Raw genomic sequence first — 26,659 nt, forward strand, 5'->3', positions numbered from 1 at the left:
TCATAACGTATAATTCACTTATGATACGCCTCTGCTTATCGGTACGTGATGCGGTTTTATATTTATTGCTATCACAAATCAAAGAATTCTCTGTAAAATCTCCTCAAAATATAACTTGTATACTCTCTTAAATTGTAAATTGAAGCAGGGAAATTTTCTTTACAACCACTTTTCGTACTATTATCTAATAATGGTATAGATTGAATAGTTGGTGATGTGTTTCTAATTAATACGCCTTCATGTAAATATTTCGATCTTAAACTGTAAGATTTTACAACTTCTTTTGCAACATTATCATTAAGATACTTATTAGTAATGTCTTTTACTCTTTTTGAAATACTATACTTTAATTGATTACATTCACTACATCTATCTGATTGAAATCCTATTGAAGAAACAACTTCTAAAGCTGATAAATACAGTGTATTTGCAATTTCTAAATTAGAATCTAATCTTGTGTTAGTTTTTTTATGTAATGAATTAACTTCAAAAGTGTCTGAGTCTAGTTTCCTAGCTGAGTGAAAATGGTGACAAGCTCTCATAAAAGCTCTTATATCTTCATTATCATTTTTTTGAATATATTTTAAAAATTGTATTGCCTCTTTTGATATCACTATTTGCTTATTATTGGTAGAATATCCCTCAATAAAATCGCTATTGTCTTGATAACTTTCTTTTTTATTATATGTCATTTCGTCCTTTTCTTTAAACTTCGCATTTTCAATAACATTTATTTCCTCTAAATAAAACATTAGATTAGTCTCTATCGATAAAAAGTCTAATGCCTCATTTATAAATTCTATTGCTTTCCCACTTGCTTGATTATGGTCATATGCTGATACTGAAAAAACCAAATTAGAACTTTTGTTTTTTAAACCAAATATTTGCATACTTTGACATTGAGTTTCATAATTACTGAATACATAATTTGAAATTATACTGCCTTTAAAAAAGAAAGCTTCTTTTTCATCATAATTTTCTTTTGCGTATTTCACTAACTTTTTTAGTGTCTCTCTCATTTTTTCATCTAACTTATCTCCATCAGAACTTTCAAAAATTATTTTAGTTATTGATCCCTTATTTTTATATAATATGCTAATTTCCAAATTATAATCTTTTATATCAGCCATCCCAAAGTATATTTGTTGATATTTCCCTATTTTAAATGGAGAATATTGCCAACTACATTTTCCAAATTCTTCATTGAATAATGACCACAATTTTCTTAAAAACTTATTCGACTGTTCTATATTATCTATACCAACTTCAATTTCCAATTTCATCATCCTTTATTAAACCTGACTGCTTCAACAGTACAAATAAAGATTATTATTCCTAAAGTGAATTTTACTTATGCTTTTTATGTGAAGCTAAAAGAAACTCAGTTATCGTACGTGCTGCGTTGATTGCTAGAAAAGCATGTCTAGTTTCCGGCTTATAATTTTTCTTTGATTTACCATGTGCGTCACCATATTCATTCCTTACTTCGTCCAAACCATTAATTACATTTATCATTCCACTCAAAATTGTTTTAAAAGTTCTTTCTTTATGTCCCCCTGGAGAAAGTTTCATAATTTCACTTACTTTTTTATATAATCCCCTTAAATTTTCATTATTACTGAACTGTTCTCCTTCTGAATCTAGGATATACTTCAAAGTACTCTCGACCATTGATTTTGCAGATGTAATTGCGTCTTCAGAATCCGTTTGTGCTTCTTTTTCAATTCTATTACACTCTTTTAATACATACTCAACATCAAATTTTTCTGCCAAAGATTTTACAGTACTTAGGTTAACTTCACTTCCATTTTTAGTTATTCTTCCTGTATCTTGGTTATATGCATAACCCAATGCATTAATTATTTTTATTAATCTATTGATTTCTTCGTCTTCATCTATTTCATGAGTATACAGGTTCCATTGAAATAAATACGTTTCTATAACATTAAGTAATTTAGAAAATTCAGCTTCATCTTCTAAATTTAAAGTGCTAATATATTCCCACGCTAACGATTTACGTTGTCCGCTATATTTTTGTTTTATAGAACCATCTCTCATAATATCTGCATCAATAAAGTTATTTTCAATTTCTCTGAGCGAACTCCTTGAAGAGAGTAGGTCTAAAAATTTATCAATGACTGTTGATTTTTTCATAATATTCTCCTATTAACCAATATTTTTTCTAAAGTTCTCAAGCTCATCTTTTAAAACTTTAACTGATTTTACTTTTTTAGTGATATCTTCTTTTGCAAGTTGCGACAAATGTTCAGTTCCAAATACGTGTGCATTATTTTCATTAATTGATTGATTAACTTTATCCCAATTATCTAATATATAATTTTCAAAAAGTTCCTTTTCTACATCACTTTTATAAACCAAAACACATTCTACAAATTTATCCATTGCAAATTTCTCTTCCATCGAATCACCCTTATACATAAAAAGATGAATATTATAAAGCATCGTCTCTTCAATGAAATAACGATAATAAATAGTATCATCTCTATGCATATTAAAATTTATCGCACCTGGTTCAGGTACTGGAGTTGTGTAGATACCTGAATCTAAAGAGATGCACTGGCAACCATATAAAACTGTACTATGATATTTAAATTCGTAATATGAGTATAAAGTATTACTATTGATTTGATTATACGCATAGAATGGACTTACTAAATTAAAATAATTTTCTTTTTCTTCAATGTCCTCATTTTTGTATACTATATACTCTGGCGATTCACTATAAAAATAACCTGTTGAGTTCGGCATCCATTTCTCAGGAGTTCGTAAATAATTCTGTAACCTCTTTATAGGAGTAGGATATAAACCAAAATGTATTTTCCATAATGTTTCTGTATCTAATGGACTTGCAGTAGAATCAATTGGGGTATTTTTATCTTCAACTCTTGTATAAATACTACCTGCATTGACTGTTTTGTTTTTTTTACTTTTTTGATCGGTTTCTGCTTTCTCCAGATAGTATGGTACATATCCTTTAGGATTTATTATAATGACATCTATTTCCTTTTCTTCATATTCAAATGTCATTAATGAGACCTTGGGGTGCCTACCCGCAGCAAATTTTTTTCCAGTAACAAATGATATTAATTCTTCTTGTTTTTTTCGGTTTGAATCACCTTCAATCCCCAGAATATGACCGTTATCTGCCACTCCTAAAATTAAATAGGCTTCTTGATTCAACAAGTTATTCGATAAACAAATTATATCATGTAATAATTCTGCTTTATCTTTATGATATTCTGCTTTAAAATCCCAATAACTCCCTTCTCTCTTTTCTTGTATTAAATTTATTATTTTATCCTTTAGCATCAAATTACTCTCCTTCTTTAAATTAATTATTCTATTTCAAAATCAATTCTTTATAGGTGAAGTTTATAAATTAGTAAAACTATCATTCATTACTTATTCAATCAATCTCTTATTCACATGCAAAACAAGAACAAATGTTCCCTTTATTACTGTTAATTCTACTTTATACTATAAATAATGTAAACATAACCAATAAAGCAAGTTTGAAAGGATAATTATTTTGAATTTTGAAAATTACAAATATTTTACTGGAAAAGATTTAATGCAGGAATGTAACTTGAGTGAAAAAATGTTTAAGAATAGTATGGATAAGCTTGAACGAGTTTATAAGTTAGATATAAACAGGTACAAATCAAACCCATCAGCAACCAATAGCGGTTACAGTTTTAACTTATTTGAATTAGAATTATTTAAAATTTTGCTAAATACTATTGAGGACTTTCCTGTTCCTACATCTGCTAAAAAATTTGATGACATAGATTTAAGAGAGGAGGCATTAAAGAAAAATAATAGTCAATTTATTAGCTATATTACTAATATCAGCGATTCAATTGATAATATTAAAAACGATGCATTAAAAGCGCAAATTTACGCATCTGAAAACTATTCTTATACTTTAGAATGGCTTAGTGCCCAGTCAAAATGTAATGATGCATTGTCTTCATTTTTTAATTATACAAATTCTCTAGATTTAGATAAGAGTTCAAAACTATATAGAAAATTAGCACATAGAATTGACGAGTTACTGTTTGAAACATTAATGGAAGATAATATGACATTTGATAATGACTTCAACTTCAAGCAACTATATAAAGTTCATCAATATAATAAAGAAAATAATCCCGAAAATTTTATTATATACAACCAAGTAGAACCTGATGATTCCAAGTGTTCGAATGTAAAGCATGAAGTAGCTAGATATATATCAAACGAACCAAGTATAGATGATTATAGTGAACGTACTGATAACAAATTATTAGATTTTTTCATTATTGATATATTAAACAAACTCTACCTTCCAAGTTTGAATAAAAGAATCAATCATAAAATTGTAACTTATGATATACAAAATGATGATGAAGCAAAAATCCGTGAAAAATTAAGAAAAAAAGAAATTGTAAAATATCCATTCAATGTTAATGGATACTTTCTCGGTATTGAAAACGACTTATTTTCTAACTATCAAAGAATTATTAATACTATAAACCGATATAAAAACAGCACTTATGAATTACAAAATTTTGAATCACGCATAGACAATATAATAAATAGCTCAAAGGCATTAATATCAAACGATAAGTTCCTCAATATTTATAAAGATTTTTATCTGTCATTGTCTAAATTTTCTAACCTATTTTATACTAATCGCCAATCCTATATTGATGATGGTATAAGTCCAAATCAAGTAGAGAGCTTCTTAAATGACTTGTATCGAATTCATTTTTTATTGGATAAATATTCATTTAATAAAGATATTGAGCCTCTTTCAAAAATAAACTTCACCGAATTAACGAACGCTTTCCACTTATTTGAAGAAATAAAATCTACTCAAATTAAAGACGAAATCGTCAGTAAACAAGTCAATGATTTATCTAGTTGGTCTATCGCAAAAGCTCTAAGTGAAACCTTAGATAATTTAAAATTTGAATAGCACTACCAAAGGAGGTCGTCCAATATTTTTGTTTATGGACGACCTCCTTATTTGCGTTTAATTCTCCTTTAATATGTATGTAGCAACACAAATTTAATGCTTATATAACAAAGGAGAGATTTATTATGAGTAACAACACCTTCGAGGAATATCCATACTGGTTAGATTCAACTGCATGGTATGAACTTATTCCAGCAAAGAACAAAAATGACGAAGATAAGATAATTCGATTATCTAGTCCAATCATCATAGAAAACAAATTTCTCGACCCTACTACAGGGGTTGAGAAATTGACTATCACGGATGGCAAAAATATTAAACGTATTGAAACGTCAGATATTCTAACTTCACAAAAGCTACCTGGATTAATTATGTTTAGCTTCAGCATCAATGAAAAGTACATTAAATCGTTAAGTAATGCCTTGCAATTAATGCGCCAATCACTACCACTGTCCTCATTGTATACAGGTGTTGGAGTCTTAAATACTGATAAAGGTATCGTCATTTCATTGGACGAACCTTATCTTTCAAATGAAATCAAACAGTCACAAGCTGACGAAATTATTTGCGAAACACAATATGATTTACAACCTAAAGGCACTTTTAAAGGCTGGTGGCAAATGTATCTTGATGAAGTAAAAGGGAACTTGTTGCTAGAGCTTGCCGTGGTATTTGGTGTTTCTTCTTTAGTGACTGCGTACTTAAAAGCAAAACATGAGGTTGAATTTGCAGGCACTATTTTCTCGTTTGTAGGCAACTCTAGTAGCGGTAAAAGTACTAGTGGTGCACTTTCAGCTAGTGTGGCGGGTAATGTAGACAAAGGCTCAAATACATTAATGAAATCACTTAACGGAACATGTAATGGAATAGAAAGTTACCTAAATGATAATCACGGTGTCCCTATTGTATTAGATGAGTTGTCCTCTTCCTCATTTCAAGATTCTACCGGACTTCTGTACAGTATTGCAGAAGGACTAGGACGACAACGTTCAGATATAAACGGCAAGGCTAAAGGTATCCGACATTGGGGAACTAGCATTATAGTAACAGGCGAACATAGTATTTTTAAAGACTCAGCAAAAAATGATGGGCTACGGGTTAGAACCATCGAAATTAACGAACATTTCACTAAAAGTGCTGAAAATGCTGATGCCATTAAAAAGGCAACATTAACTAATTACGGTCATGTGATGCCATTAGTCGCCGAGTACCTACTTAATCGTGAAGCAGAAGTCATTCAATGGTTCCGAACTGAGCATCAATGGTTCAAAACGCAACTAGAAAATGAAACGAGCAATACAGGTATCCGCATGTTTAAGCGCTACGCCACCATTACGACTTCAGCACTAATATTAGAACGTGTAATCGCGACACCTATCGATTTGAATGCAGTTAGAGACTACCTCATTAACTATCATTTAGATTCTGTTAGTGAAAGAGATCTGTCTTCCAAAGCTCTCGAAACTATCACCCAATTTGTGGCACAAAATAGAGGAAAATTCTCGGAAGACAATAAACTCTCAAATATGATCGAAAATTACGGGCTTATTGAACTGAAAGATGATCATATTCAAGTGAAAATACTGAAAGATGTTTTTAAACGCATGTTAGAAGAAAACCAATATCAAGATGTACAAAACGTCGTCAATTCACTGCGAAATAAAGGACATATTCAATCTGATCGTAACCGTAAAACAACTAAACGTAGTATCAAAGATGCAACGGGCAAATCAAAAACGATAGTATTCTATCATCTTAAATTGGATAAAGAACTTGCATCTATTTTTGGCTTAAGTTCCAATACAGAAACTTTCACACCACCGAAATTTGATGATAATACAAATCCAGATTTGCTTAATAATTTTATTAAACAAGCGAAAGAAAAAGAAGCAAGTGACGATTTAGAACTATAAATTTGAATATTATACCGCTACAACGCTCTATGCGTTGTAGCTCATTAAATCAACCGGAGGTATTAACTATGAATGTAGTTGCATTAGCACATAATATTACAGATGAAAGAGAAGACTACTTAGACGAACCTATTGATACTGTAAAAGCATATTGTAAAGAACATGGTTATAAAATCACAAAAGATTATAACGACGATAACCAATTAATAAATGATATTAAACTGAAGCACGTCAAACCTAAACGTATCGTCTTTTGGGGCATTTATGAAGATTATACTGAGTTGGAGCAAATCTGCTCAAAGCGAAAAATTGAGTTCATTACAATATTTCCAAAGTTGGTATAACACTTTTACTACTATCAAAGTCAATTAGGAGGAAGAATATGGACGAATTAATCACATTACTCGCTGATTTAGTGATTGAAGAAATCAATCACGCTGATGACTAAAGTTAATGCCCAACGCCTGATGGCGTTGGGCATATGCATAAATTCGTTCATAAATATATATTATCAATGTGGAAGGAGGAAATACGATGAAACAAGCAATAGGTTACTTACGACAGAGCACTACAAAGCAACAATCCCTAGCAGCACAAAAACAAACCATAGAGGCATTAGCCAAAAAACATAATATTCCATACATTACCTTTTATAGCGATAAGCAATCAGGACGTACTGATAAGCGGAATGGTTATCAACAAATTACTGAACTGATTCAACAAGGACAATGTGACGTATTATGTTGCTATCGTCTGAATCGACTTCATCGTAACCTAAAAAATGCATTAAAACTCATGAAATTGTGTCAAAAGTATCATGTTCATATCTTAAGCGTTCATGATGGCTACTTCGACATGGATAAAGCATTCGATCGGCTCAAACTTAATATTTTCATCAGCTTGGCCGAACTAGAATCTGATAATATAGGCGAACAAGTCAAAAATGGAATCAAAGAAAAAGCGAAACAAGGTAAAATGATTACAACACATGCACCCTTTGGGTATCACTATCATAATGGTACTTTCACAATAGACACAGTAAAAGCACCAACAATAGAAGCTGTGTTCAATTATTACCTTCAAGGTTATGGTTATAAAAAAATTGCGCAATACTTAGAAGCTGATGATAAATTCATTAATCGTAAGCCCTATCAAGTGCGTAATATTATCCTTAACCCTAATTACTGTGGCCGTGTTATCAATCAATACGGACAATATGAAAACATGTTCCCAGCTATTGTCAGTACAACGATATACGAAGAAGCTCAAGTTACCCGAACTCAGAAACAAGTCAAACGTAAGCCGTCAGAAAACCAACTCAAACAAAAAATCAAATGTCCTTATTGTGATTCAACACTAACTAATATGACCATTAGAAAAAAGAATCATACATTACGTTATTACGTCTGTCCCCAAAATTTGAATGCATCTCGTTTTGTCTGTGAATTCAAGGGGATCAACGCACAAGAATTAGAAACAAGTGTTTTAGCGACTTGTCAGGACTTCTTTCAAAATCAACAGCTCTATCCAAAAATAAACCATACTATTCAACAACGACTCAAAAAACAAAAAGACATAGAAGCTAAAAGTACAGTCACGCAAGAACAACTGATAGAAAAATGAGCCCAAGGCAAAATTGATGCAGAAACATTCAGAGAACAAACGCAATCATTTCGACAACAGTCAAAACCTATAACATCAATCCATACGCATCAAATTCAAAAAGCTTTACAAAATGTCATGCAACAACGTTTCACATTAAACATATTGTACCCTTACATTGATGAAATTCATATTACCAAAAATAAAACACTTACGGGTATCTATTTCAAAAACGAGCCCTTAAACATCGTCAATCAAAAAACGCAATCATCGATTGCTTAATCAGAAAGGATGAAAAAATATGAATGAAATGAAGAAGAAGAGAATCGGAGCGTACATTCGCGTGTCCACAGAGAGACAAGTAGAGGGTTATAGCATAGAGGGACAAATTACACAAATAGAGCAATATTGCCAATTTAATGGCTATGAACTTGTTGATATATATGCAGATCGAGGTATATCAGGAAAATCTATGAACCGTCCTGAATTACAGCGCATGTTAAAAGATGCTAAAAATGGAAAATTAGACTGTGTTATGGTTTATAAAACAAATCGTTTGGCACGTAATACTTCCGATTTACTTACAATCGTCGAAGAACTTCATCGCCAAAATGTTGAATTTTTTAGCTTGTCTGAACGCATGGAAGTCAAAAATTCAACAGGTAAGTTAATGCTCCAGATACTTGCAAGTTTTTCTGAATTTGAAAGAAATACAATTTTAGAGAATATTTACACCGGGCAACATCAAAGAGCTTTAGAGGGCTATTATCAGGGCAATCTTCCTTTAGGATATAATAACATACCTGATAATAAAAAAGAATTAATGATTAATCAACATGAAGCTAACATCGTTAAATATATCTTTGAATCTTATGCCAAAGGTCATGGTTACCGCAAAATTGCGAATGCACTCAATCATAAAGGTTATGTCACTAAGAAGGGTAATCCATTTAGTATTTCAGCTGTTACTTATATTCTCTCAAATCCATTCTATATTGGTAAAATTCAATTCGCAAAATACAAAGATTGGAATGATAAACGACGTAAAGGCTTGAATGATAAGCCAGTAATCGCTGAAGGTAAGCACGCCCCTATTATTGGCAAAAACTTATGGGACAAAGTACAAGCACGTAAAAAACAAGTAAGTGAAAAACCACAAGTGCATGGTAAAGGAACCAATCTATTAACGGGTATTATTCACTGCCCACAATGTGGTGCACCAATGGCAGCTAGTAACACAACGAACACATTGAAAGATGGTACCAAGAAGCGAATACGCTATTATTCTTGTAGTAATTTTCGAAACAAAGGCTCAAAAGTATGTTCTGCGAATAGTGTTAGAGCTGATGTTATAGAAAAATATGTTATGGATCAAATACTTGAAATTGTCAAAAGCGATAAAGTTCTCAAACAAGTTGTCGAACGTGTTAATCAAGATAGTCAAATTGATATAGCTGCACTTAACCATGATATCGCATATAAGCAACAACAATTTGATGAAATAAACACTAAACTAAAAAATCTAATTCAAACGATCGAAGACAATCCAGACTTAACATCTGCACTCAAACCAACTATTCATCAATATGAAACACAACTCAATGACATTACAAATCAAATGAATCAACTCAAGCACCAACAAAATCAAGAGAAACCATCTTATGATACGAAACAAATCGCTGCCCTATTACAACGAATATTTCAAAATATAGAATCCATGGATAAATCACAGCTCAAAGCTTTGTACCTAACGGTTATTGACCGTATTGACATTCGTAAAGATGAGAATCATAAAAAGCAATTCTACGTTACACTAAAACTTAATAATGAAATTATTAAACAACTTTTCAATGACACCCCACTCGACGAAGTGCTCCTCAGCACTTCGTCTTTATTTTTGCCTCAAACACTCTACTTTCAAATCTAATATCTATGTACTGTCCTTTCGTCATTCAATAACACCCATCTAACGAACCTTTTCAACATAATAACAAGTCACAACTCAATGTGAAGCTTATATTGTATGACGAAAGAACATCCCAAAATAAAATATGAACGGGATAGCAATGGGATTGGATAACTTCAAGTGACAGAAGGATTACGCAAGCGTAATCCCGAAATCCCATTATTATTTATAAATAAATAATATAAAAAAAAATAAGTCGTACTGACATCTACAAATCCAAATCATATATAAATATATAGCTATATTTCCCGAGAAATGAGCGGGATAACGGGATTTCCTTGTCATATCAACAATTGTTATGATTTTCGATTGGGATTTTCTCTTATTCCCACCGGGATCCGTAATAAATGACAAATCAAATATATATTATCTCAATGATGTATATGAATTACATCACTACCACAATATCTAGGAGGCAATGATATGGAAACAACCACCCAAGAACTCAAACAATATATAACTCGTCTATTCCAACTATCTAACAATGAAACATGGGAATGTGAAGCACTGGAGGAAGCAGCAGAAAATATACTTCCTACTCGTTTTGTAGAACATACTCCACTTGCGCATCTTACACTTGAAACTTATACCTACTATAACGATGAGCTACATGAGCTAAGTATCTATCCATTTCTAATGTACGCCAATAACCAACTCATCAGTATTGGTTATCTGGATCATTTTGATATGGACTTTCTGTACCTCACAGATACTAAAAATACGATTATTGATGAACGTCATCTACTAAAAGAGGGAGGGAATGACTATGAATAATTGGATCAAAGTGGCACAAATATCGGTTACAGTCATTAACGAAATAATTGACATCATGAAAGAAAAGCAAAATGGAGGAAAATAGTATGAAAATCAATCGATATATCACAAGAGGCATTAGTGAACACTTATCTCTAGACCTTCAAATCTTACTTTGGAATATGGTAAAAGAACGGGACAATCAACCTCATACAGATTACCTACACATTTTTAAACTGCAAGAAGATGAAAATATACTCACAATCACACATGAACAAGAACAACCCGCATACAAATTGGAATATCACTATACAAACTATATAAAAAATCAAAATGCATTACCTAAGAAAGTCTACGTCATCCGAGAAGATGATGTAGACGCTTTTTATTATGTGATGCTTTTGCCAGAAGAATACTAGAGGAGTGACGATATATGAATACAATCAAAAGTACGATCCACACAGAAGCTATATTTAGCGATGATGAACAACACCGATACTTACTCAAGAAAACATGGGATGAAAAGAAACCCGCTTGTACAGTGATAACGATGTATCCTCATTTAGATGGTGTATTATCACTCGATCTCACAACTGTTCTTATCCTCAACCAATTAGCTAATTCTAAACAATATGGCGCTGTATATCTTGTAAATCTATTCTCTAATATTAAAAGTCCAGAAAATCTCAAACACATCAAAAATCCATATGATGAGCACACTGATATTCACTTGATGAAAGCGATAAGTGAAAGTGACACAGTGATTTTAGCCTATGGTGCTTATGCGAAGCGATCTGTTGTCGTCGAACGTGTTGAGCAAGTGATGGAAATGTTGAAGCCTCACAAAAAGAAAATTAAAAAGCTCATAAACCCAGCAACAAATGAAATTATGCATCCACTGAATCCTAAAGCACGTCAAAAATGGACTTTGAAATAAAAGGAGGATTATCTATGAATCATGAAACCACTCAGTCAGACTGGCGAACGGTTGCTAGTTGTTTAGAATCGCAAAATTATATATCGATCGTAAAAGGACTAGTACACCACTTCACAACGATTGAAGATGAAGAAATACTTGATAAAATCTATGATGATTTTATAAATGATGACTCTATAACAACGGTACTTAACAATGATTTACAGACAATCATTAACCATTATCTATCAAAATAAAGTCTATACTACTTACAATAAAAATAGAGCATCCTTCACTTTGCGGTGAGGGATGCTCCATTAGTTTGTTTTTTACTAATTACTAGCCATAAGTTCTACTTGTTCTACAGTCATTTTTTAAATGATTATCTAACAGCTACGATCATTTTAACTTTAATCCTATAAGAAGGAGATTAATATGAAACTTAATCGATACACTACAAAAAGTATTATTAAAAATTCCTCCTCGATCTTCAAATCTTACTCTGAAACATGTTAAAAGAACAGAATAACCAACTTCAAACAGATTACCTGCATATTATTAGACTACAAGAAGAGTCTAATAAACTGTCAGTTACACATGAACAACATCGCTATCTACTTAAGAAAAAATGAGAAAGTGAAAAACAAACAATTACAATCATTACAATGTATCCACATTATGATGGGCTTCTCAACATCAACCTAACAACTCAGCTCATTATGAGCAAAGTTTCAAAAATGGAAGCGTTTGGTACAATCCATTTTGTGAACTTATATTCCAATATAACTACGCCAATCAATCTAAAACATTTGGAAAATGCCTATGATAAGCATACAGATATTCAAATTATGAAAGCAGTCAAAGAATCAGATGAAGTGATATTAGCTTGGGGCGCCTATGCGAAGAATCCAGTTGTTGAAACGAGAGTTAATGAAGTCTTAGAAATGTTGAAACCACATAAAAAGAAAGTGAAACTACTCATTAATCCAGTAACGAATGAAGTTATGCATCCACTCAACCCTATGGCACGCAATAAATGGACATATAAATAGAATTAATTAATTTTTTAAAAAAAGATTAGTAAAGCGGAGGAAGTTCTATTAATATAATTATATAGAATAACAATAATATTAAAAATAATTATTCGAATATGTAGTACATCAAAAATTAATAGTGAAAGGAATTGAATATTCTGAGTAATAGAATTAATTCTATAGGCAAAGGCATTGGAAAAGGCGTGTAAGCCACAGTATATTATTCAGTAGCTACTATTGGTGCAGCAATAGGCGTGATTTGGGAAACAACAAAAGATATAGGTATTATGAAAGACGCTCTAAATAAAATTTCTAATCAAGATTTAATAGAAATATATGAGATACACAAGAAAGATGTTGCTGATTATGATACTTATGTTGCTGCTAAATCATTACTAGAAGAAAGAGGCTTCTCTTATAATCACAAAACTAAGAAGTGGGAAAAATAATAAGGAGTGAAATAAATTTTCAGTACTGACTAATAACTAGTATTAAAAGAGTGAATTATCTCTATGATCCACTCTATGTATTTAAACTTAAAAAAATATAAAAAAAAGGAGAATTTATTATGAAAAAAATTATTAGGAGTATTGGCAGCAATTGCATTATTAGTAGTTATCGGAGCCGCAGGAGCATTTGGATGGAGTCAATACAAATCAATGGAATCAAAACAACAAGAATTAAAAAGTGAACAAAAGAAATTAGATAAAGTAGAGAAGAAAAAAAAAGAAAATAAAGATAATCAAAATCAATCAACAGACAACACACAAGAAGTAACTCAAGAAGATCAATCAAATGAAGTTAATCAAGATAATACAAACACATCAACAAATAATAATCAGGATCAATCAACAGAAAATTAAACAAATGATTCACAACCAAAAGGTGATGTGGGAATGGATACTGATCAGCAGCAAAAGAATATTGATGCAGCTAAAGCCGCTCAAGAGGAAGAAGGATATGTAACATATCCAACTGAAGACGAAGATATGAGCGAAGCATATGAAAGACAAAAAGAAATTTATGAAAAACAAGCAAGAGGAGAATTACCTCAACCAGGTGAAGGATTATAACTGAAAATTAAAATTAAAATATTAAAGGAGAATTTGAAATGAAAAAATTATTAAGTGTATTAGCTATATTAGCAGTATTAGCTATATTAGGATCGGCAGGTATTTTTGGTTATACAAAATACAAAGAGATGGAATTAAAACAGGAAAATTTACAATCTCAATTAGATGATAAAAATGATGAATCTGCTAATAATGAAGATTCTTATAGTGATCAAGAAAAAGTAAATGCAGATGAAGCGCAAACACAAGAAATTAATTCAACAGAAGAAAATGTAAGTGATGAACAACAAGTAACTAGAGATAATGTTTTTGATTATGCTATTGCAGCTGTAAATGAAGTGGGAGATGCTGATTTATTAAAGTTCCAAGAACCGGAATACAATGGTTCAGAATGGACAATTAATGCAAATAATAAATCAGGTGCTGGGGCTAACACCATTGTAGTTAAAGATGATGGAACAGTTCAAATATGGAATGGACCTAAGACATCTATGGACCATGAAACTAAAATTGAATTATAGTGAAAGCGATTAACAAACTCTACATCACTCGTAAAGGTGATGTAGAGCTTTCTTATCATATCAAGTTACTTTGCTATGAATACTAGTCGGGTTGAAAAATTATATGTAACATTCAAAACGTATTATGAAAATAAATGATATTCATTCATCACCAATAACCACAACGCTTACTTAAAACAAGATGAAACCATGAAAAATAATTTACCACAGTTATTATTATGTAAATGTATTACGAAGAGATCCTTACTCTAAGCTTAACGACACAATTAATTATGAACAAAATTCAGAAATGGATGAATTTGAATCAATCTATATTCTGATTTCACCCTACTTATTAATCTCCAAAATTTTGAAACCGTATAAACAAAAAGTTAACTGGCTCATTAACCCAGCAACCAATGAAATCATGCACCCCCTTAATCCGAAAGCACGTAGTAAATGGAGTTTGAAAGCATAACCAATATATGCAGGTCAATTATGACAGAATCAATATCGTTTCACTAAAAATGATAAAAACAGATATATTAAGTTATCTAAAAGATTGTATTCCCAGTCCTGAGGATGTTGCAGAAATTATACAATCATTTATTGTGAACTGTGACCTAGAACATCGCATTCTTATATGTATGAATAGAAAAATGAACCTCGTCATATTCAACCACTCCCTTTAGATTTATTAACCCAAAAGTGATACAAGCTAGCAATTACATTATAATATGTATGGATGATCAATTTTCCATTTATTATAGATTTCTTCAAATCTTTCAATCTCACCTTCACTATATATCTTTTTGGTTTTCAACCATTCAAAAAAACTAGGTAAAGAAGAATAATGCTTTGTACTTCTTGTTCTTGGATAATTTTGCCAATATACCTCAAATAATTCCTTACCTAAAAATTTAAATGGTCCATTACCTTCAATAAAATCATTAATATTGTTTGATTTAAAACTACCAATATTTTCCGTGTTACCTGATCCAGGTTTATCACCAGAAATTTTATGTTTTTCTTGTATAAAATACTTACTATTTATATATGGTGGTATAATATCTGCTATATTTTCAAATGAAGCTATTTGTCCTTCTATTGCATCAGGGTTTCGCTCATAAACAAAACCTATTACAAAATGATGCGTATATTGATCATATGGGAAACAAATGTTTTTAGTATTATTTCTCATAAAACTATTAAAAGAACCGAGAGTTATATTGTATTTTTTATTATACCTTTTTTATTTTTTTGCAAATAAGTTGTTTTTACATCAATTGCTATGTATTTTTTTACACCATTTTCAAAATATCCTATAGTAAAGTCAGGGTATATATTTTGACCTTCTGGTATGATATAATCGAGATTGTTTTTATCACAAAAGGATTTAATGCTAGGTGCTATAACTAATTCAAAAACCCTTCCAATTAATTTAGTATCTGTCCCTAAAGAATATACCTTACCAGTTTCATCAACTAAACCCTTTATATCCCATATAGGGTTTGAATTTGAAATTTCAACATTTAAATCTTTAATAAAGTTATCAAAATTATACATTTCACATTCCCTCCAACTATGAAAGCGAGTATGATATTATGAGTATAAATCAAAATTTTAATAAAGTCATCGTCCCACCAATAAAAATTCAAGGAATTAAAAGTAAATTAATTCCTTTTATTAATTCTTCAGTTAATTGGAAACACAATCAAGGAACTTGGATTGAACCATTTTTAGGTTCTGGAAGTGTGTTATTTAATATACAACCTTCTAAAGCAATTGTTGGTGATTCTAATCCACACCTCATAAATTTTTATAAAGATTTGCAAAGTAATAAAATAACTCCAGCAATGATACAAACTTTTTTATTCAATGAGGGTGCAAAATTAAAAGCTAGCGATGGCGCATATTATTATGAAGTAAGAGAAAGGTTTAATTCCTCTCCAAATTCATTAGACTTTCTATTTCTAAATAGAAGTTGCTTCAATGGCATGATTAGATTCAATAAAAAGGGTTACTTTAATGTTCCATTTTGTAAAAAACCTGACAGATTTCGACAAGCTTACATTACAAAAATCGTAAATCAAACAAAAAAAGTCAAACAATTAATACAAAATAATGACTGGACGTTTATAAATACAGATTGGGAAGATACAATTTCAAATGCAAGCCATAATGATTTTATCTATTTAGATCCTCCATATATAGGTAGAAGTACTGATTACTTTAATAATTGGACTGTAAATGAAGCAATGAAAATGGCACAAATAGTACAAAAAAGTAAGGCAGGTTGGGCATTATCAATGTGGAAATCTAATAAGTATAGATGCAACAACTATATAAATTACTGGGATGCTTATGAAGCAAATATAAATCATTTTTATCATTTGGGCTCTAGCGAAAAAAACAGAAATGAAGTAAATGAGGTTTTGCTCATAAAATATGGATACGAGCAACATGAATTTGACAAAATTACTGAAAACCTACAACTAAAATTCAAGATTTAACTTTTCTTTAGCTTTCGCCACATTTTAGAGAAACTTATTCGTTTGAATAAGTTTCTCTATTTTTTTTATAAAAACCGCATCATTTATGATATGCTTCTCCCTTCATAATCTTAAATGCACGATAGATTTGTTCTAGCAGAATCACGCGCATCATTTGATGTGGGAAGGTCATCTTACTAAATGAAAGGGCATAGTCACTGCGTGCTAAGACGTCTTGATGGATCCCATTTGAGCCGCCTATGACAAATACGAAATCGCTTTGGCCCTGAGTCATGCGTTGGTCTAAGTTTTGAGCAAGCTTTTCGGATGTCAGCATGTTTCCTTCAATCTCAAGTGTGATCACAGTTTGTTGTGGTTTTATCTTACCGAGTAGACGGTCCCCCTCTTTAGCTTTCACTTGTTCGATTTCTTTGTCACTCATATTTTCTGGCGCTTTTTCATCCGGAACTTCTATCAATTCCACTTTGGTGTATGCACTCAATCTTTTTTCATATTCTGCGATTGCTTGTTTCCAATATTTCTCTTTTAATTTACCTACAGAAAGTATCGTTATCTTCACTTTTGTGCCTCCAATTATGTAAAACAAGTAAGTTATTAGAGTTATCCACAAGTTGTACACTTGTTAACAGCTTTCCCTCTTATTATAGCAATAATGTATACAGATTATTAACTTATTTGGGGATTTTTAAGGATAAATAAGCTTTTTTGTTGTTTATTTGTGGATAACTCTGTGTATAATGTGGGTATTTTGCTGTGAATTGTGCACAACACTGAATAACTTTGTGCATAACTTACATGTTTTTGCGGTCTGTTTTACATAGTTATTCACAGGATTTACGTTTTCTATACATTTTTTACAGAAAAACAGCATTGTCTTCACGTTTTTTACTTAGTATGTTTATTCATTACTTATTATTTCAAATTTTCTCACCACCATTTTCGATAAATCACCTCTATACTGCGGTCACAATGACCTCCTTTTGTCCCGAAAAAAAGAGCCAGAAGTTAATTCTTCTGACTCGTCAAAAATGCGATTAGCACTCAATTTTAATAACTGAGTCTACCCGCTGTCTTATAATGTATAAATTGGAGTAGCCTCTGCTTTATCAGTATCACAAAGCAAGACTTCTTTATTTGTATCAATATCATGCTCATTGAGCACTTGACCGACACTCATGCGCGCTAAATCTTTCATATTGTTATCTTGAGATAAATGAGAGAGGTAAATACGTTTCGTATTTCCTGTGATAACATCCGTCATCGCTAGTCCTGCATCTTCATTAGACACATGCCCTGTGTCACTGAGTATACGTTGTTTCGTATTCCAAGGATAACGACACATGCGCAACATATCCACATCATGGTTGCTTTCAAACATAAAGCAATCACTACCCTGAATCATACCTTTCATACGGTCTGAGACATATCCTGTATCCGTTAAGATCGTAAATTTCTTATAGTTATTATGGAAAATATAAAACTGTGGATCTATCGCATCATGAGACACATTAAATGATTCAATATCAAATCCGGCGATATTTTGTGTTTCATATGGGTTAAAGATAAATTTTTGCTCCATAGGAATCTTATTATCTTTTTTCTCAATCGCTGACCATGTCTTTTCATTCGCATAGACAGGTAGGTGATATTTTCGAGCGAGAACGCCTAAACCTTTAATATGATCCACATGCTCGTGTGTCACTAGAATCCCGCTTAAATCTTCTATTTTTTTATCAATTTGCGCAAAGAGGCCTTCCATTTTCTTGCCGGTTAAGCCTGCATCCACAAGCAAGCTTCCTTTTTCACTTTCTACATAAGTGGCATTGCCTGTACTACCACTCGCTAACACACTCATTCGTATCAAGTAATTTCACCCTTTCTAGCCTTAAACAACGACATATATTTGATTTTTATACTACCGGCATACTTCCGGTTCACTTACTTGATTCTTTAACTATTCTATTATACCAGTATGTGTGTGCTATTTCTAAAATCTGCTACGGCGTCTTGTACTATTTTCGAAAAACCCTCACTACTCTTTCTCGTTAATTTTCCTTCACAACGTGGGGATCATTACCCACCGCTTCAACATAATAAGTGGTTGTCTTACCTTTATGTTTCACATCAATCGCCCAATTGGATTGAAGGACTTGTACATTAGGTTCTTTAACGACGGTGTAATAACCTAAATGGATATTGGATACTTCATCGTGACGTTCTAAATAACGATTAAAGTATAGTGTTTCAATTGCAGAACGTGCAGAGTTCACTTGTTCTGGTTCATTATTTTCACCATTTGAAGGCTTGATATGACTCATCAATGTTTGTTCAAAACGGGTTGCCTTACCATTTTCAATCTTGAACGTTAGACGTGCTTTACTATTATCCATCACTGGAAAGCCTTTGTGCACTTGTTCAAATACAGCTTCATCATCATTGATGCTTCTTAATTCATATGCCTTACCGTCATATATTTTATCGCGCACATACGCTTTAAGGTCATCTGTTTGGTCTTCGCTGACTTCAATCGTGCGATCGATATCGCCTTTGAGTGTAGTTCCGTCATTTTCTGTCGCCACTTTACTATGGCTCTTCGCATATTCTGAAAAATCGTTACTGCGAGCAGTGAGTAATTGGGTTTTTAGATTTTTCGTTGTAGGTAAATCACCCGGAATACTGATTTGTTCTTGTTTAAAATTGACTTTATTTTCTTGTTCACTGTCTTGAATATGAGACTGATTGACTTTATTCGCATAAATCACGATCAACATGATGTTGACTAAAATAAATACAAAGATAAATGCTGTCTTCGCGCGTTTCCAGTTCATTTATTTTAGCCCCCCATTTCCATCGTATTCGTGCCAGTCACCTTTATACTCGATAAACCAGCGTGGGATGAGTTCACTGTTACGTTGAATTTCAATATCGTTTTTATCAGGGTTATCGTTGATCGCATAACCAATCGTCATATTAGATACCGCTTCGAAGTTAATATTTGGGTTATTTGCGAGTGATGCACGTACTTTTTCTACCCCATCGAGTGTTTTCTCTTCGTCACCGCTATCGATGGTGATGTTCGTTTTCAACAGGGCACGGCTATAGCTAAAGATACCGTGGTCGCCCCAAGACACACGTAATGATTCTAAATCGTCTTCGTTAAATGTTGGACGGCCATTAAAGAACATTTGATACATCAGCTCACCGCTTTTGTCATCTTTATCAAAGAGACGGAAATCATCGGTAAAGCCGCCGTGATGGTTGATATAATCAAACGTACTTGGAATAACCTCTTTCATATTTTTCGAGCTGTTTCTGTCCTCAGATAAGTTTTTATATTGATATTTTTCACTTCGGTCGTTGTAGTTTGCGACGCCTGTATTATTATTGTACGTCGTCGTACCACTTTTCGCACTGCGCACCACCACAGAATCATTAAAGAGGATAGCGTTCATCGTATCCACACTAAAATGACTGTAAATCGTACGATATGATTTTAATTTTTGTTCTTCACTTGGCGCAAAAATGTGCGTCGCTTTATCTACAGTATCTTTATTCGTAATTATTTCCGCATACGGTTTCATTTTCTTGTCTAGGTTGTCGAGTGTATCGGAAAATTGAGTTGCTGATGCTGAGGATTTCATTTTCACCACATCATGACGGTCCTTACTAATCGCATACATTTGTAGTTTGCCGTTCTGATCCTCATTAATCAACAGACGGTTAAAGTTGAAGTCATTTGGCACTCTCGCCTCGATGTTCATCACTTGTCCGAGATACGTGGAGAGTGGCATGTCATAAGAAAAATCAAACACGACAAAGTCATCGCTCAAATCAGGAATAATCAAGTTATGCTCACTGTGCATATGTTGGGTATGCGTCACTTTCTGATCTTGAATGACTTTATTGATTTTTTTAACACTGTCACGATGTGCTTCCATCCCTTTAACGTCACCTTCATTAGAATGAATCAGTTGGTAAGGGGTGATGACTTCATCCATCGACACATTATTCGGTTTCCCAATCGTTTGAGACTGGTTCTCTGTTTTATCGTCTTCGGTCCGATCTACATCGGAGACATCTGGCGAGAAATTCCATGTCATATAGGTGAGGACGATGCTGAGAAGGACAAGTGCAATAAGTACGGCTGATTTAGCTATCTCTTTACTCGACATCCCAATCACCGTCTTCTATGACTTCACAAGGAAGTGTAATAAAGATTGACGTACCTTGTCCTTCGACACTATTCGCCCAAATACGTCCGTTATGTGCTTCGACAATTTCTTTAGAGATGGCAAGTCCAAGACCTGTACCACCCATTTTACGTGTACGTGCTTTATCTACACGGTAGAAACGATCAAAGATCTTGTTCACTTTGTTGAGTGGAATACCGATACCATTATCTTTGATGCGGATCGTCATACGGTTGTATAACGCATTTTGTTTCATGTGAAACTCAACGCGTTTGTCGCCGCGAGAGTATTTCATCGCGTTGGTGATAACATTATCAAACACTTGGGTCATCTTATCTGGATCGATTTCAGTGAAGATCGTATCATTTGGAATTTCACGTACAAATGTTGTATCTTTCGCTGACATTTCGTGGCGGTTAATAATTTTATTAATGAACATGTTGAAGTCGACAATTTCTTTAGTAATTTGATCTGATTCGTTATCCATTTTAGATAACTGTAAGAGATCGTTAACTAGTCGAATCATACGTTCAGTTTCTTCTCGTGTGACAGATAAGAATTGTGGTGCAATCTCTTCATCTTTCCAAGCACCTTCTTCAAGCGCTTCGATGTAACTATTCATGGATGTTAGTGGCGTACGCAATTCGTGTGAAACGTTCGCAACGAATTCACGACGTTCACGTTCGACTTGTTGTTGTTCGGTTACATCGTGTAACACGGCAATATAACCTGTAACAAAGCCAGTATCTTGCACGATGGTACTGAAGTTAACACGTACGATAATATTTTCTTCTTCGTTGATATCGAGCAAGAAGCTATCGCTATTTTCTTGGATTTCATCTAGTGAATAATCCGCTTCTAAATCTAAGACTTTCAACAAGTAATCGCCAATGACTTCATCTTTCGTCGTGCCAAGCATTTTCAGTGCCATATCGTTAATAATGCGCACACGGCCGCGGCGATCGGTTGCTAAAATACCATCACTCATATGTCTGATGACAGAGTCGAGTCGCCGTTTTTCACTTTCTGTATTAGCTTGTGCTTCTTGTACACGTTTGGATAGATTGTTGAAGGCGAGTGCGAGTTCACCAATTTCGTCATTACCGTAGATTTTTACACGTTGGGTATAGTTCCCTTTCGCCATTTCTACGGTTTGGTTACGCATATCTGTGATTGGTTTCGTAATCGTACGGGCAATGAAGAACCCGAGAATGATGGTGATAATAAGCGAAATCGCCGTACCTACGATAAAGATTTGGTTAATATTGCTGAGTTGGTTATATACATTGTTGATGTCGGCTTCGATATAAATGACACCCAATGTACCTTCTGCAGTCTTCACTGGTAAGTTATAGACCCACACACGTTGTTTCCCATTACCGTAATCTTTTAGAATCGTTTGGTTATTCGGTTCTCCGAGTGATAGGGTTTTCTGGATGGAGCTGTCGTTTGTTTTTTTGTATAAATAACGACTGCGGTTAGACTGCTTGGAGGTTGCCAGGATGGTTTGTTCTTTATCAATGTAGCGAATTTCTATAATTTCTTGACGGTTGGCATACTCATTAAGTAAGTTTTGGACTTCTTTCGAGACATTGACCTGACTGTCATTTTCATAAATTTTTTCTACGTTAATTTCAATTTGTTTCGCATATTGAGAGATATTATTTTTAAATGTTTGTGTCAGTTCTTTCTCTAAACTATTTGTGAAATACAATCCGATGATTTGCATCCCAATAATAATGAGCAAGACATAAACGATAACGAGTTTGGTGTGTAGAGATTGAAAGTGTTTAAGCCATTTCATTTAACGCAGCCTCTTAATCGTGCTGTTGTAAGAAGTATCCTACACCACGACGCGTTACAATATACTCTGGATGAGAAGGATCATCTTCTATTTTTTCACGTAAACGACGAATCGTTACGTCTACTGTTCGTACATCACCGAAATAATCATATCCCCACACCGTTTGTAATAGATGTTCACGTGTCATTACTTGTCCCATATGTTTAGATAAGTAATGGAATAATTCGAATTCACGATGCGTTAATTCAATGTCTTCACCGCGTTTTTTAATTGAATACGCATCTGGGAAAATTACGATATCTTTGATTGTTATTTCGTTAGATGTATCTTCTGTATCTGTCGCAGGTTGTGAATAATGACGACGTAAGTTTGCTTTCACACGTGCGATGAGTTCACGTGTACTGAATGGTTTTGTTACGTAATCATCTGCACCGAGTTCTAAGCCTAACACTTTATCAATTTCTGAGTCTTTCGCTGTAAGCATAATAATAGGCATTTCATATTTTTTACGAACCTCACGGCAGACTTCCATGCCGTCACGACCTGGAAGCATGATATCTAATAATACGATGTCAGGTTCTACCTCATATATTAAATCAATTGCATCGTTTCCGTCATAAGCACAATGCACTTCATAACCTTCTTTATTCAGATTAAATTCTAAAATATCAGCAATTGGTTTTTCATCATCGACTACAACAATTTTTCTAGCCATTTTTATAAACCTCATTTCTCGATTATGATGACAGTTAATGTTCTTTTTGTATTTTCTTCTACACTGTATAATTTACCATTTATAGTGGGTTAATTCTATGAAACTAAATAAAACATTATATTGCTATATTGTACCATATCATGACTATTTTTTAATTCCCTTAAAACTATGGTGACTACGGTAGGCCCTTCTTAGTTAACGAATATGAATCTATTAAGTGAACCTAGTTTCAAAATGAATGGTTATAGATGTATGCGTTGTTTGGAAAATGTACACAATGTCGCATATCTTGAGTAACACGCATCATTCAAAAATTTGCATACAAAAAGAGGATGACACGCGTCACCCTCGGATGAAAAATGAATGCATAAAAAAATGCCCATCCTATTGGAAGGGCAAGACGGTCCCGATGGGATTCGAACCCACGCTCTCCTGCGTGACAGGCAGGCGTGTTAACCGCTACACTACGGGACCTAAATTGAATGGTGACTCCTACGGGACTCGAACCCGTGTTACCGCCGTGAAAGGGCGGTGTCTTAACCGCTTGACCAAGGAGCCTGTCTCAAGCACAGAATTTATTATAGCAACAGTTCAGTAGGAACACAACCTTTTTTCGCAACTTTTTAAGTGGACTTTTATACATTAGTTGTATATTGAGTTAAATGTTAACGAAGTATCGTATTTGTTTTTATCGGTTTATTAATAAGTGGTTAAGCGCTTACGCTTTTTATTTCATTTTTCATTCATTTTATAAAAATGTATATTCATAAATGTTGATGATGTGAGGAAGTTGAGATATTTAAATTTGTTGTTAGACGGGTATATGTTGTTGTAAACTTATCAACTTTTTGTTTATTTGATAAACTAATACTAAAAGAGAGAGAACAGTTGTCCCTCCTGTATCTTGTAAATCAGAAGCTAATAGAGGTGTATTTACTATGCTAATCACTATTCTCATTATTTTAATATTAACTATACTTATTCCGACTATTTATTTTGGAATACAATACATTAAATTAAAAAAAGCCCATGCCTCAGATCAAAAATTCGAACATTTAACGGCTAATATGATGCGAGCAGACAGCATAATTATTCCTATCATGTTACTCCTCGTTGTATTGCTCTATATTTTCCATTAATATAAAAACCCGCTCCATTCGATCAACAATGAAGCGGGTTTTCTCTATTTATTTCAATTACCAAAGTTCTGTTAAAAGATTGGTTTGATTACGATCTGGACCAACTGAGAAGATTGAAATGTTTACGTCACAAAGTTCTGCAATGCGTTCTAAGTAGTGACGTGCATTGTCAGGTAATTCTTCTAAGCTGCGGCAACCTGTAATATCTTCGTTCCAACCTGGAAGTTCTTCAAAGATTGGTTTGCAGCGTTTTAGATCGTTTAAGTTTGCTGGGTACTCTGTAATTTCTTCCCCATCTAATTCGTATGCGGTACAAATTTTAACTGTATCTAAACCAGTTAACACATCAATAGAGTTAATAGAAAGGTCTGTAATACCGCTCACACGGCGAGAGTGACGTAATACCACAGAGTCGAACCAACCGACACGTCTTGGGCGTCCTGTTGTTGTACCGTATTCATGTCCGACTTCACGGATGTGGTGACCATCATCATCAAATAATTCAGTTGGGAATGGACCATCACCGACACGTGATGTATAGGCTTTACATACACCAATCACTTTAGAGACAAACGTTGGACCTACACCTGCACCCACTGTCACGTTACCAGCAACAGGGTTACTAGATGTAACAAATGGGTACGTACCATGGTCGATATCTAACATCACACCTTGTGCACCTTCGAAGAGTACTTTTTCATCTGCTTGGTGTGCATCATCTAACACTTTTGCAGTATCTGTAACAAACGGTGCGAGACGTTGACCTGCCGCATAATATTCCTCAAAAATGTCATCGAATGTTGGACAAGATTTACCAAACATACCTTGGAAATAGTCTTCTTTATATGCGAGGTTCGCTTTCAATTGTTCGCTAAATGCATCTTTATCTAGTAAATCTGCCATGCGAATACCCATACGTTGTGCTTTATCTACATAAGCTGGACCAATTCCTTTTTTCGTCGTACCAATTTTATTATCTCCGCGACGTTCTTCTTCATATTCATCTTGTTTTAAGTGATAAGGTAGAATCACTTGTGCGCGGTTTGAAATACGTAGATTATCAGTAGAGATGCCACGTTCGTTTAAACCATCTAATTCTTTTAATAATGCGACTGGATCAACGACCACGCCGTTACCAATCACTGCTAATTTATCTTTATAAAAAATACCTGATGGTACTAAGTGTAATTTATATGTTTCTCCGTCAAATTTAATGGTATGTCCTGCGTTATTACCTCCTGAAAAGCGTGTAATAACATCTGCCTGCTCTGCTAAGAAGTCCGTGATTTTTCCTTTTCCTTCGTCTCCCCATTGTGTCCCAACTACTACGATTGATGACATGTGAGCACCTCCAAGTTTTTGTCAATTTACCATTAAGTATTCTATCAATATCACCTTGATAATGCAAATAAAAATCGAACATTATTTATCGTGTGATTTCTTAATGATTTGTGAAATCTCAAAACCATCAAATTCATAATAAACGCCTTTATATAAAGGGTTTAGCCGTTTAAAGTTTATTTTCAATACACATACTTCTTCAAAAAATTGTACTTAGAA

Annotated in this window: 25 protein-coding genes, 2 tRNA genes and 2 pseudogenes; 15 read left to right on the plus strand and 14 right to left on the minus strand. The window is 33.3% G+C overall.

What is annotated here, in order from left to right; translation table 11 throughout:
• Positions 1-71 precede the first annotated feature (71 nt).
• The 3 genes from APS80_RS04055 to APS80_RS04065 form a co-directional block, all read right to left on the minus strand.
• Complete coding sequence (locus APS80_RS04055; protein ID WP_059107006.1) at positions 72-1,277, minus strand: hypothetical protein; 1,206 nt, start codon at positions 1,275-1,277, stop codon at positions 72-74.
• A gap of 70 nt (positions 1,278-1,347) precedes the next feature.
• Complete coding sequence (locus APS80_RS04060) at positions 1,348-2,154, minus strand: abortive infection family protein (protein WP_059107007.1); 807 nt, start codon at positions 2,152-2,154, stop codon at positions 1,348-1,350.
• Positions 2,155-2,166: 12 nt separating this feature from the next.
• Positions 2,167-3,330, minus strand: a complete 1,164-nt coding sequence (locus APS80_RS04065; RefSeq protein WP_059107008.1) for an AlbA family DNA-binding domain-containing protein — start codon at positions 3,328-3,330, stop codon at positions 2,167-2,169.
• Positions 3,331-3,550: 220 nt separating this feature from the next.
• On the opposite strand from APS80_RS04065, the gene APS80_RS04070 reads away from it, so the two are divergent.
• From APS80_RS04070 to APS80_RS10990, 14 genes and pseudogenes are all read left to right on the plus strand, one after another.
• Positions 3,551-4,981, plus strand: coding sequence for a DUF6038 family protein (locus APS80_RS04070; RefSeq protein ID WP_059107009.1), 1,431 nt, complete (start codon positions 3,551-3,553; stop codon positions 4,979-4,981).
• A gap of 125 nt (positions 4,982-5,106) precedes the next feature.
• A complete protein-coding gene (cch1, locus tag APS80_RS04075) occupies positions 5,107-6,894 on the plus strand; it encodes a cassette chromosome replicative helicase (RefSeq protein WP_059107010.1) in 1,788 nt (595 codons plus the stop codon).
• 68 nt (positions 6,895-6,962) lie between these two features.
• Positions 6,963-7,238, plus strand: a complete 276-nt coding sequence (locus APS80_RS04080; protein WP_059107011.1) for a recombinase family protein — start codon at positions 6,963-6,965, stop codon at positions 7,236-7,238.
• 190 nt (positions 7,239-7,428) lie between these two features.
• Positions 7,429-8,778: pseudogene (ccrA, locus tag APS80_RS04085) on the plus strand (cassette chromosome recombinase CcrA).
• A gap of 19 nt (positions 8,779-8,797) precedes the next feature.
• On the plus strand, positions 8,798-10,423 hold the full coding sequence (gene ccrB, locus APS80_RS04090) for a cassette chromosome recombinase CcrB (RefSeq protein WP_059107012.1): 1,626 nt from the start codon (positions 8,798-8,800) through the stop codon (positions 10,421-10,423).
• A gap of 462 nt (positions 10,424-10,885) precedes the next feature.
• On the plus strand, positions 10,886-11,236 hold the full coding sequence (locus APS80_RS04095) for an SAUGI family uracil-DNA glycosylase inhibitor (RefSeq protein ID WP_059107013.1): 351 nt from the start codon (positions 10,886-10,888) through the stop codon (positions 11,234-11,236).
• Positions 11,237-11,322: 86 nt separating this feature from the next.
• Entirely contained in the window at positions 11,323-11,634 is a 312-nt protein-coding gene (locus APS80_RS04100; protein WP_059107014.1) for a DUF960 family protein, read from the plus strand.
• A 14-nt stretch (positions 11,635-11,648) separates the two neighbouring features.
• Positions 11,649-12,152, plus strand: coding sequence for a DUF1643 domain-containing protein (locus APS80_RS04105; protein WP_059107015.1), 504 nt, complete (start codon positions 11,649-11,651; stop codon positions 12,150-12,152).
• 14 nt (positions 12,153-12,166) lie between these two features.
• Entirely contained in the window at positions 12,167-12,388 is a 222-nt protein-coding gene (locus tag APS80_RS04110) for a hypothetical protein (protein WP_059107016.1), read from the plus strand.
• A 291-nt stretch (positions 12,389-12,679) separates the two neighbouring features.
• Positions 12,680-13,183 (plus strand): annotated as a pseudogene (locus APS80_RS04115) (DUF1643 domain-containing protein).
• Positions 13,184-13,419: 236 nt separating this feature from the next.
• Positions 13,420-13,614 (plus strand): hypothetical protein, encoded by a 195-nt coding sequence (locus APS80_RS04120; protein ID WP_228451371.1) that lies wholly within the window; start codon positions 13,420-13,422, stop codon positions 13,612-13,614.
• A 141-nt stretch (positions 13,615-13,755) separates the two neighbouring features.
• On the plus strand, positions 13,756-14,028 hold the full coding sequence (locus APS80_RS04125; RefSeq protein ID WP_059107017.1) for a hypothetical protein: 273 nt from the start codon (positions 13,756-13,758) through the stop codon (positions 14,026-14,028).
• Between the two features lie 33 nt (positions 14,029-14,061).
• Positions 14,062-14,238 (plus strand): hypothetical protein, encoded by a 177-nt coding sequence (locus APS80_RS10730; RefSeq protein WP_157064348.1) that lies wholly within the window; start codon positions 14,062-14,064, stop codon positions 14,236-14,238.
• A 38-nt stretch (positions 14,239-14,276) separates the two neighbouring features.
• Positions 14,277-14,759: a hypothetical protein gene (locus APS80_RS10990; RefSeq protein WP_232234381.1), complete on the plus strand. Its 483-nt coding sequence runs from the start codon at positions 14,277-14,279 to the stop codon at positions 14,757-14,759.
• Between the two features lie 709 nt (positions 14,760-15,468).
• Here APS80_RS10990 and APS80_RS11100 read toward each other — a convergent pair.
• Together APS80_RS11100 and APS80_RS11105 are read right to left on the minus strand one after the other, a co-directional pair.
• Positions 15,469-15,939: a type II restriction endonuclease gene (locus tag APS80_RS11100; protein ID WP_059107018.1), complete on the minus strand. Its 471-nt coding sequence runs from the start codon at positions 15,937-15,939 to the stop codon at positions 15,469-15,471.
• Positions 15,940-15,962: 23 nt separating this feature from the next.
• Complete coding sequence (locus APS80_RS11105) at positions 15,963-16,304, minus strand: type II restriction endonuclease (RefSeq protein WP_059107019.1); 342 nt, start codon at positions 16,302-16,304, stop codon at positions 15,963-15,965.
• A gap of 38 nt (positions 16,305-16,342) precedes the next feature.
• On the opposite strand from APS80_RS11105, the gene APS80_RS04145 reads away from it, so the two are divergent.
• Positions 16,343-17,251, plus strand: coding sequence for a DNA adenine methylase (locus tag APS80_RS04145; protein ID WP_059107020.1), 909 nt, complete (start codon positions 16,343-16,345; stop codon positions 17,249-17,251).
• A 79-nt stretch (positions 17,252-17,330) separates the two neighbouring features.
• Here APS80_RS04145 and rlmH read toward each other — a convergent pair whose 3' ends face one another.
• The 9 genes from rlmH to APS80_RS04195 all read right to left on the minus strand — a co-directional run bounded on the left by rlmH (position 17,331) and on the right by APS80_RS04195 (position 26,440).
• Entirely contained in the window at positions 17,331-17,810 is a 480-nt protein-coding gene (gene rlmH, locus APS80_RS04150) for a 23S rRNA (pseudouridine(1915)-N(3))-methyltransferase RlmH (protein ID WP_059107021.1), read from the minus strand.
• Positions 17,811-18,323: 513 nt separating this feature from the next.
• Positions 18,324-19,106: an MBL fold metallo-hydrolase gene (locus APS80_RS04155; RefSeq protein ID WP_103170835.1), complete on the minus strand. Its 783-nt coding sequence runs from the start codon at positions 19,104-19,106 to the stop codon at positions 18,324-18,326.
• Between the two features lie 190 nt (positions 19,107-19,296).
• On the minus strand, positions 19,297-20,079 hold the full coding sequence (locus APS80_RS04160) for a two-component system regulatory protein YycI (RefSeq protein ID WP_059107023.1): 783 nt from the start codon (positions 20,077-20,079) through the stop codon (positions 19,297-19,299).
• Complete coding sequence (locus tag APS80_RS04165) at positions 20,080-21,423, minus strand: YycH family regulatory protein (protein WP_059107024.1); 1,344 nt, start codon at positions 21,421-21,423, stop codon at positions 20,080-20,082.
• A complete protein-coding gene (gene walK, locus APS80_RS04170; RefSeq protein ID WP_059107025.1) occupies positions 21,413-23,245 on the minus strand; it encodes a cell wall metabolism sensor histidine kinase WalK in 1,833 nt (610 codons plus the stop codon). The genes APS80_RS04165 and walK overlap by 11 nt, the downstream gene beginning before the upstream one ends.
• Positions 23,246-23,258: 13 nt before the next feature.
• A complete protein-coding gene (gene yycF, locus APS80_RS04175) occupies positions 23,259-23,960 on the minus strand; it encodes a response regulator YycF (protein WP_059107026.1) in 702 nt (233 codons plus the stop codon).
• Between the two features lie 401 nt (positions 23,961-24,361).
• Positions 24,362-24,434, minus strand: a tRNA-Asp gene (locus APS80_RS04180).
• 9 nt (positions 24,435-24,443) lie between these two features.
• A tRNA-Glu gene (locus APS80_RS04185) sits at positions 24,444-24,518 on the minus strand.
• A gap of 638 nt (positions 24,519-25,156) precedes the next feature.
• Entirely contained in the window at positions 25,157-26,440 is a 1,284-nt protein-coding gene (locus APS80_RS04195; RefSeq protein WP_059107028.1) for an adenylosuccinate synthase, read from the minus strand.
• Positions 26,441-26,659: the final 219 nt, after the last annotated feature.

This window comes from Staphylococcus auricularis, from assembly GCF_001500315.1.
Classification (GTDB): Bacteria; Bacillota; Bacilli; order Staphylococcales; family Staphylococcaceae; genus Staphylococcus; species Staphylococcus auricularis.

Excerpts from the sequence above, each read along its gene's own strand:
- APS80_RS04060 (WP_059107007.1), bottom strand. The coding sequence starts at position 2,154 with ATGAAAAAATCAACAGTCATTGATAAATTTTTAGACCTACTCTCTTCA.
- APS80_RS04065 (WP_059107008.1), bottom strand. The coding sequence starts at position 3,330 with ATGCTAAAGGATAAAATAATAAATTTAATACAAGAAAAGAGAGAAGGG.
- cch1 (WP_059107010.1), top strand. The coding sequence starts at position 5,107 with ATGAGTAACAACACCTTCGAGGAATATCCATACTGGTTAGATTCAACT.
- APS80_RS04080 (WP_059107011.1), top strand. The coding sequence starts at position 6,963 with ATGAATGTAGTTGCATTAGCACATAATATTACAGATGAAAGAGAAGAC.
- ccrB (WP_059107012.1), top strand. The coding sequence starts at position 8,798 with ATGAATGAAATGAAGAAGAAGAGAATCGGAGCGTACATTCGCGTGTCC.
- APS80_RS04095 (WP_059107013.1), top strand. The coding sequence starts at position 10,886 with ATGGAAACAACCACCCAAGAACTCAAACAATATATAACTCGTCTATTC.
- APS80_RS04100 (WP_059107014.1), top strand. The coding sequence starts at position 11,323 with ATGAAAATCAATCGATATATCACAAGAGGCATTAGTGAACACTTATCT.
- APS80_RS04105 (WP_059107015.1), top strand. The coding sequence starts at position 11,649 with ATGAATACAATCAAAAGTACGATCCACACAGAAGCTATATTTAGCGAT.
- APS80_RS04110 (WP_059107016.1), top strand. The coding sequence starts at position 12,167 with ATGAATCATGAAACCACTCAGTCAGACTGGCGAACGGTTGCTAGTTGT.
- APS80_RS10730 (WP_157064348.1), top strand. The coding sequence starts at position 14,062 with ATGGATACTGATCAGCAGCAAAAGAATATTGATGCAGCTAAAGCCGCT.
- APS80_RS10990 (WP_232234381.1), top strand. The coding sequence starts at position 14,277 with ATGAAAAAATTATTAAGTGTATTAGCTATATTAGCAGTATTAGCTATA.
- APS80_RS11100 (WP_059107018.1), bottom strand. The coding sequence starts at position 15,939 with ATGAGAAATAATACTAAAAACATTTGTTTCCCATATGATCAATATACG.
- APS80_RS11105 (WP_059107019.1), bottom strand. The coding sequence starts at position 16,304 with ATGTATAATTTTGATAACTTTATTAAAGATTTAAATGTTGAAATTTCA.
- APS80_RS04145 (WP_059107020.1), top strand. The coding sequence starts at position 16,343 with ATGAGTATAAATCAAAATTTTAATAAAGTCATCGTCCCACCAATAAAA.
- APS80_RS04155 (WP_103170835.1), bottom strand. The coding sequence starts at position 19,106 with ATGAGTGTGTTAGCGAGTGGTAGTACAGGCAATGCCACTTATGTAGAA.
- APS80_RS04160 (WP_059107023.1), bottom strand. The coding sequence starts at position 20,079 with ATGAACTGGAAACGCGCGAAGACAGCATTTATCTTTGTATTTATTTTA.
- APS80_RS04165 (WP_059107024.1), bottom strand. The coding sequence starts at position 21,423 with ATGTCGAGTAAAGAGATAGCTAAATCAGCCGTACTTATTGCACTTGTC.
- walK (WP_059107025.1), bottom strand. The coding sequence starts at position 23,245 with ATGAAATGGCTTAAACACTTTCAATCTCTACACACCAAACTCGTTATC.
- yycF (WP_059107026.1), bottom strand. The coding sequence starts at position 23,960 with ATGGCTAGAAAAATTGTTGTAGTCGATGATGAAAAACCAATTGCTGAT.
- APS80_RS04195 (WP_059107028.1), bottom strand. The coding sequence starts at position 26,440 with ATGTCATCAATCGTAGTAGTTGGGACACAATGGGGAGACGAAGGAAAA.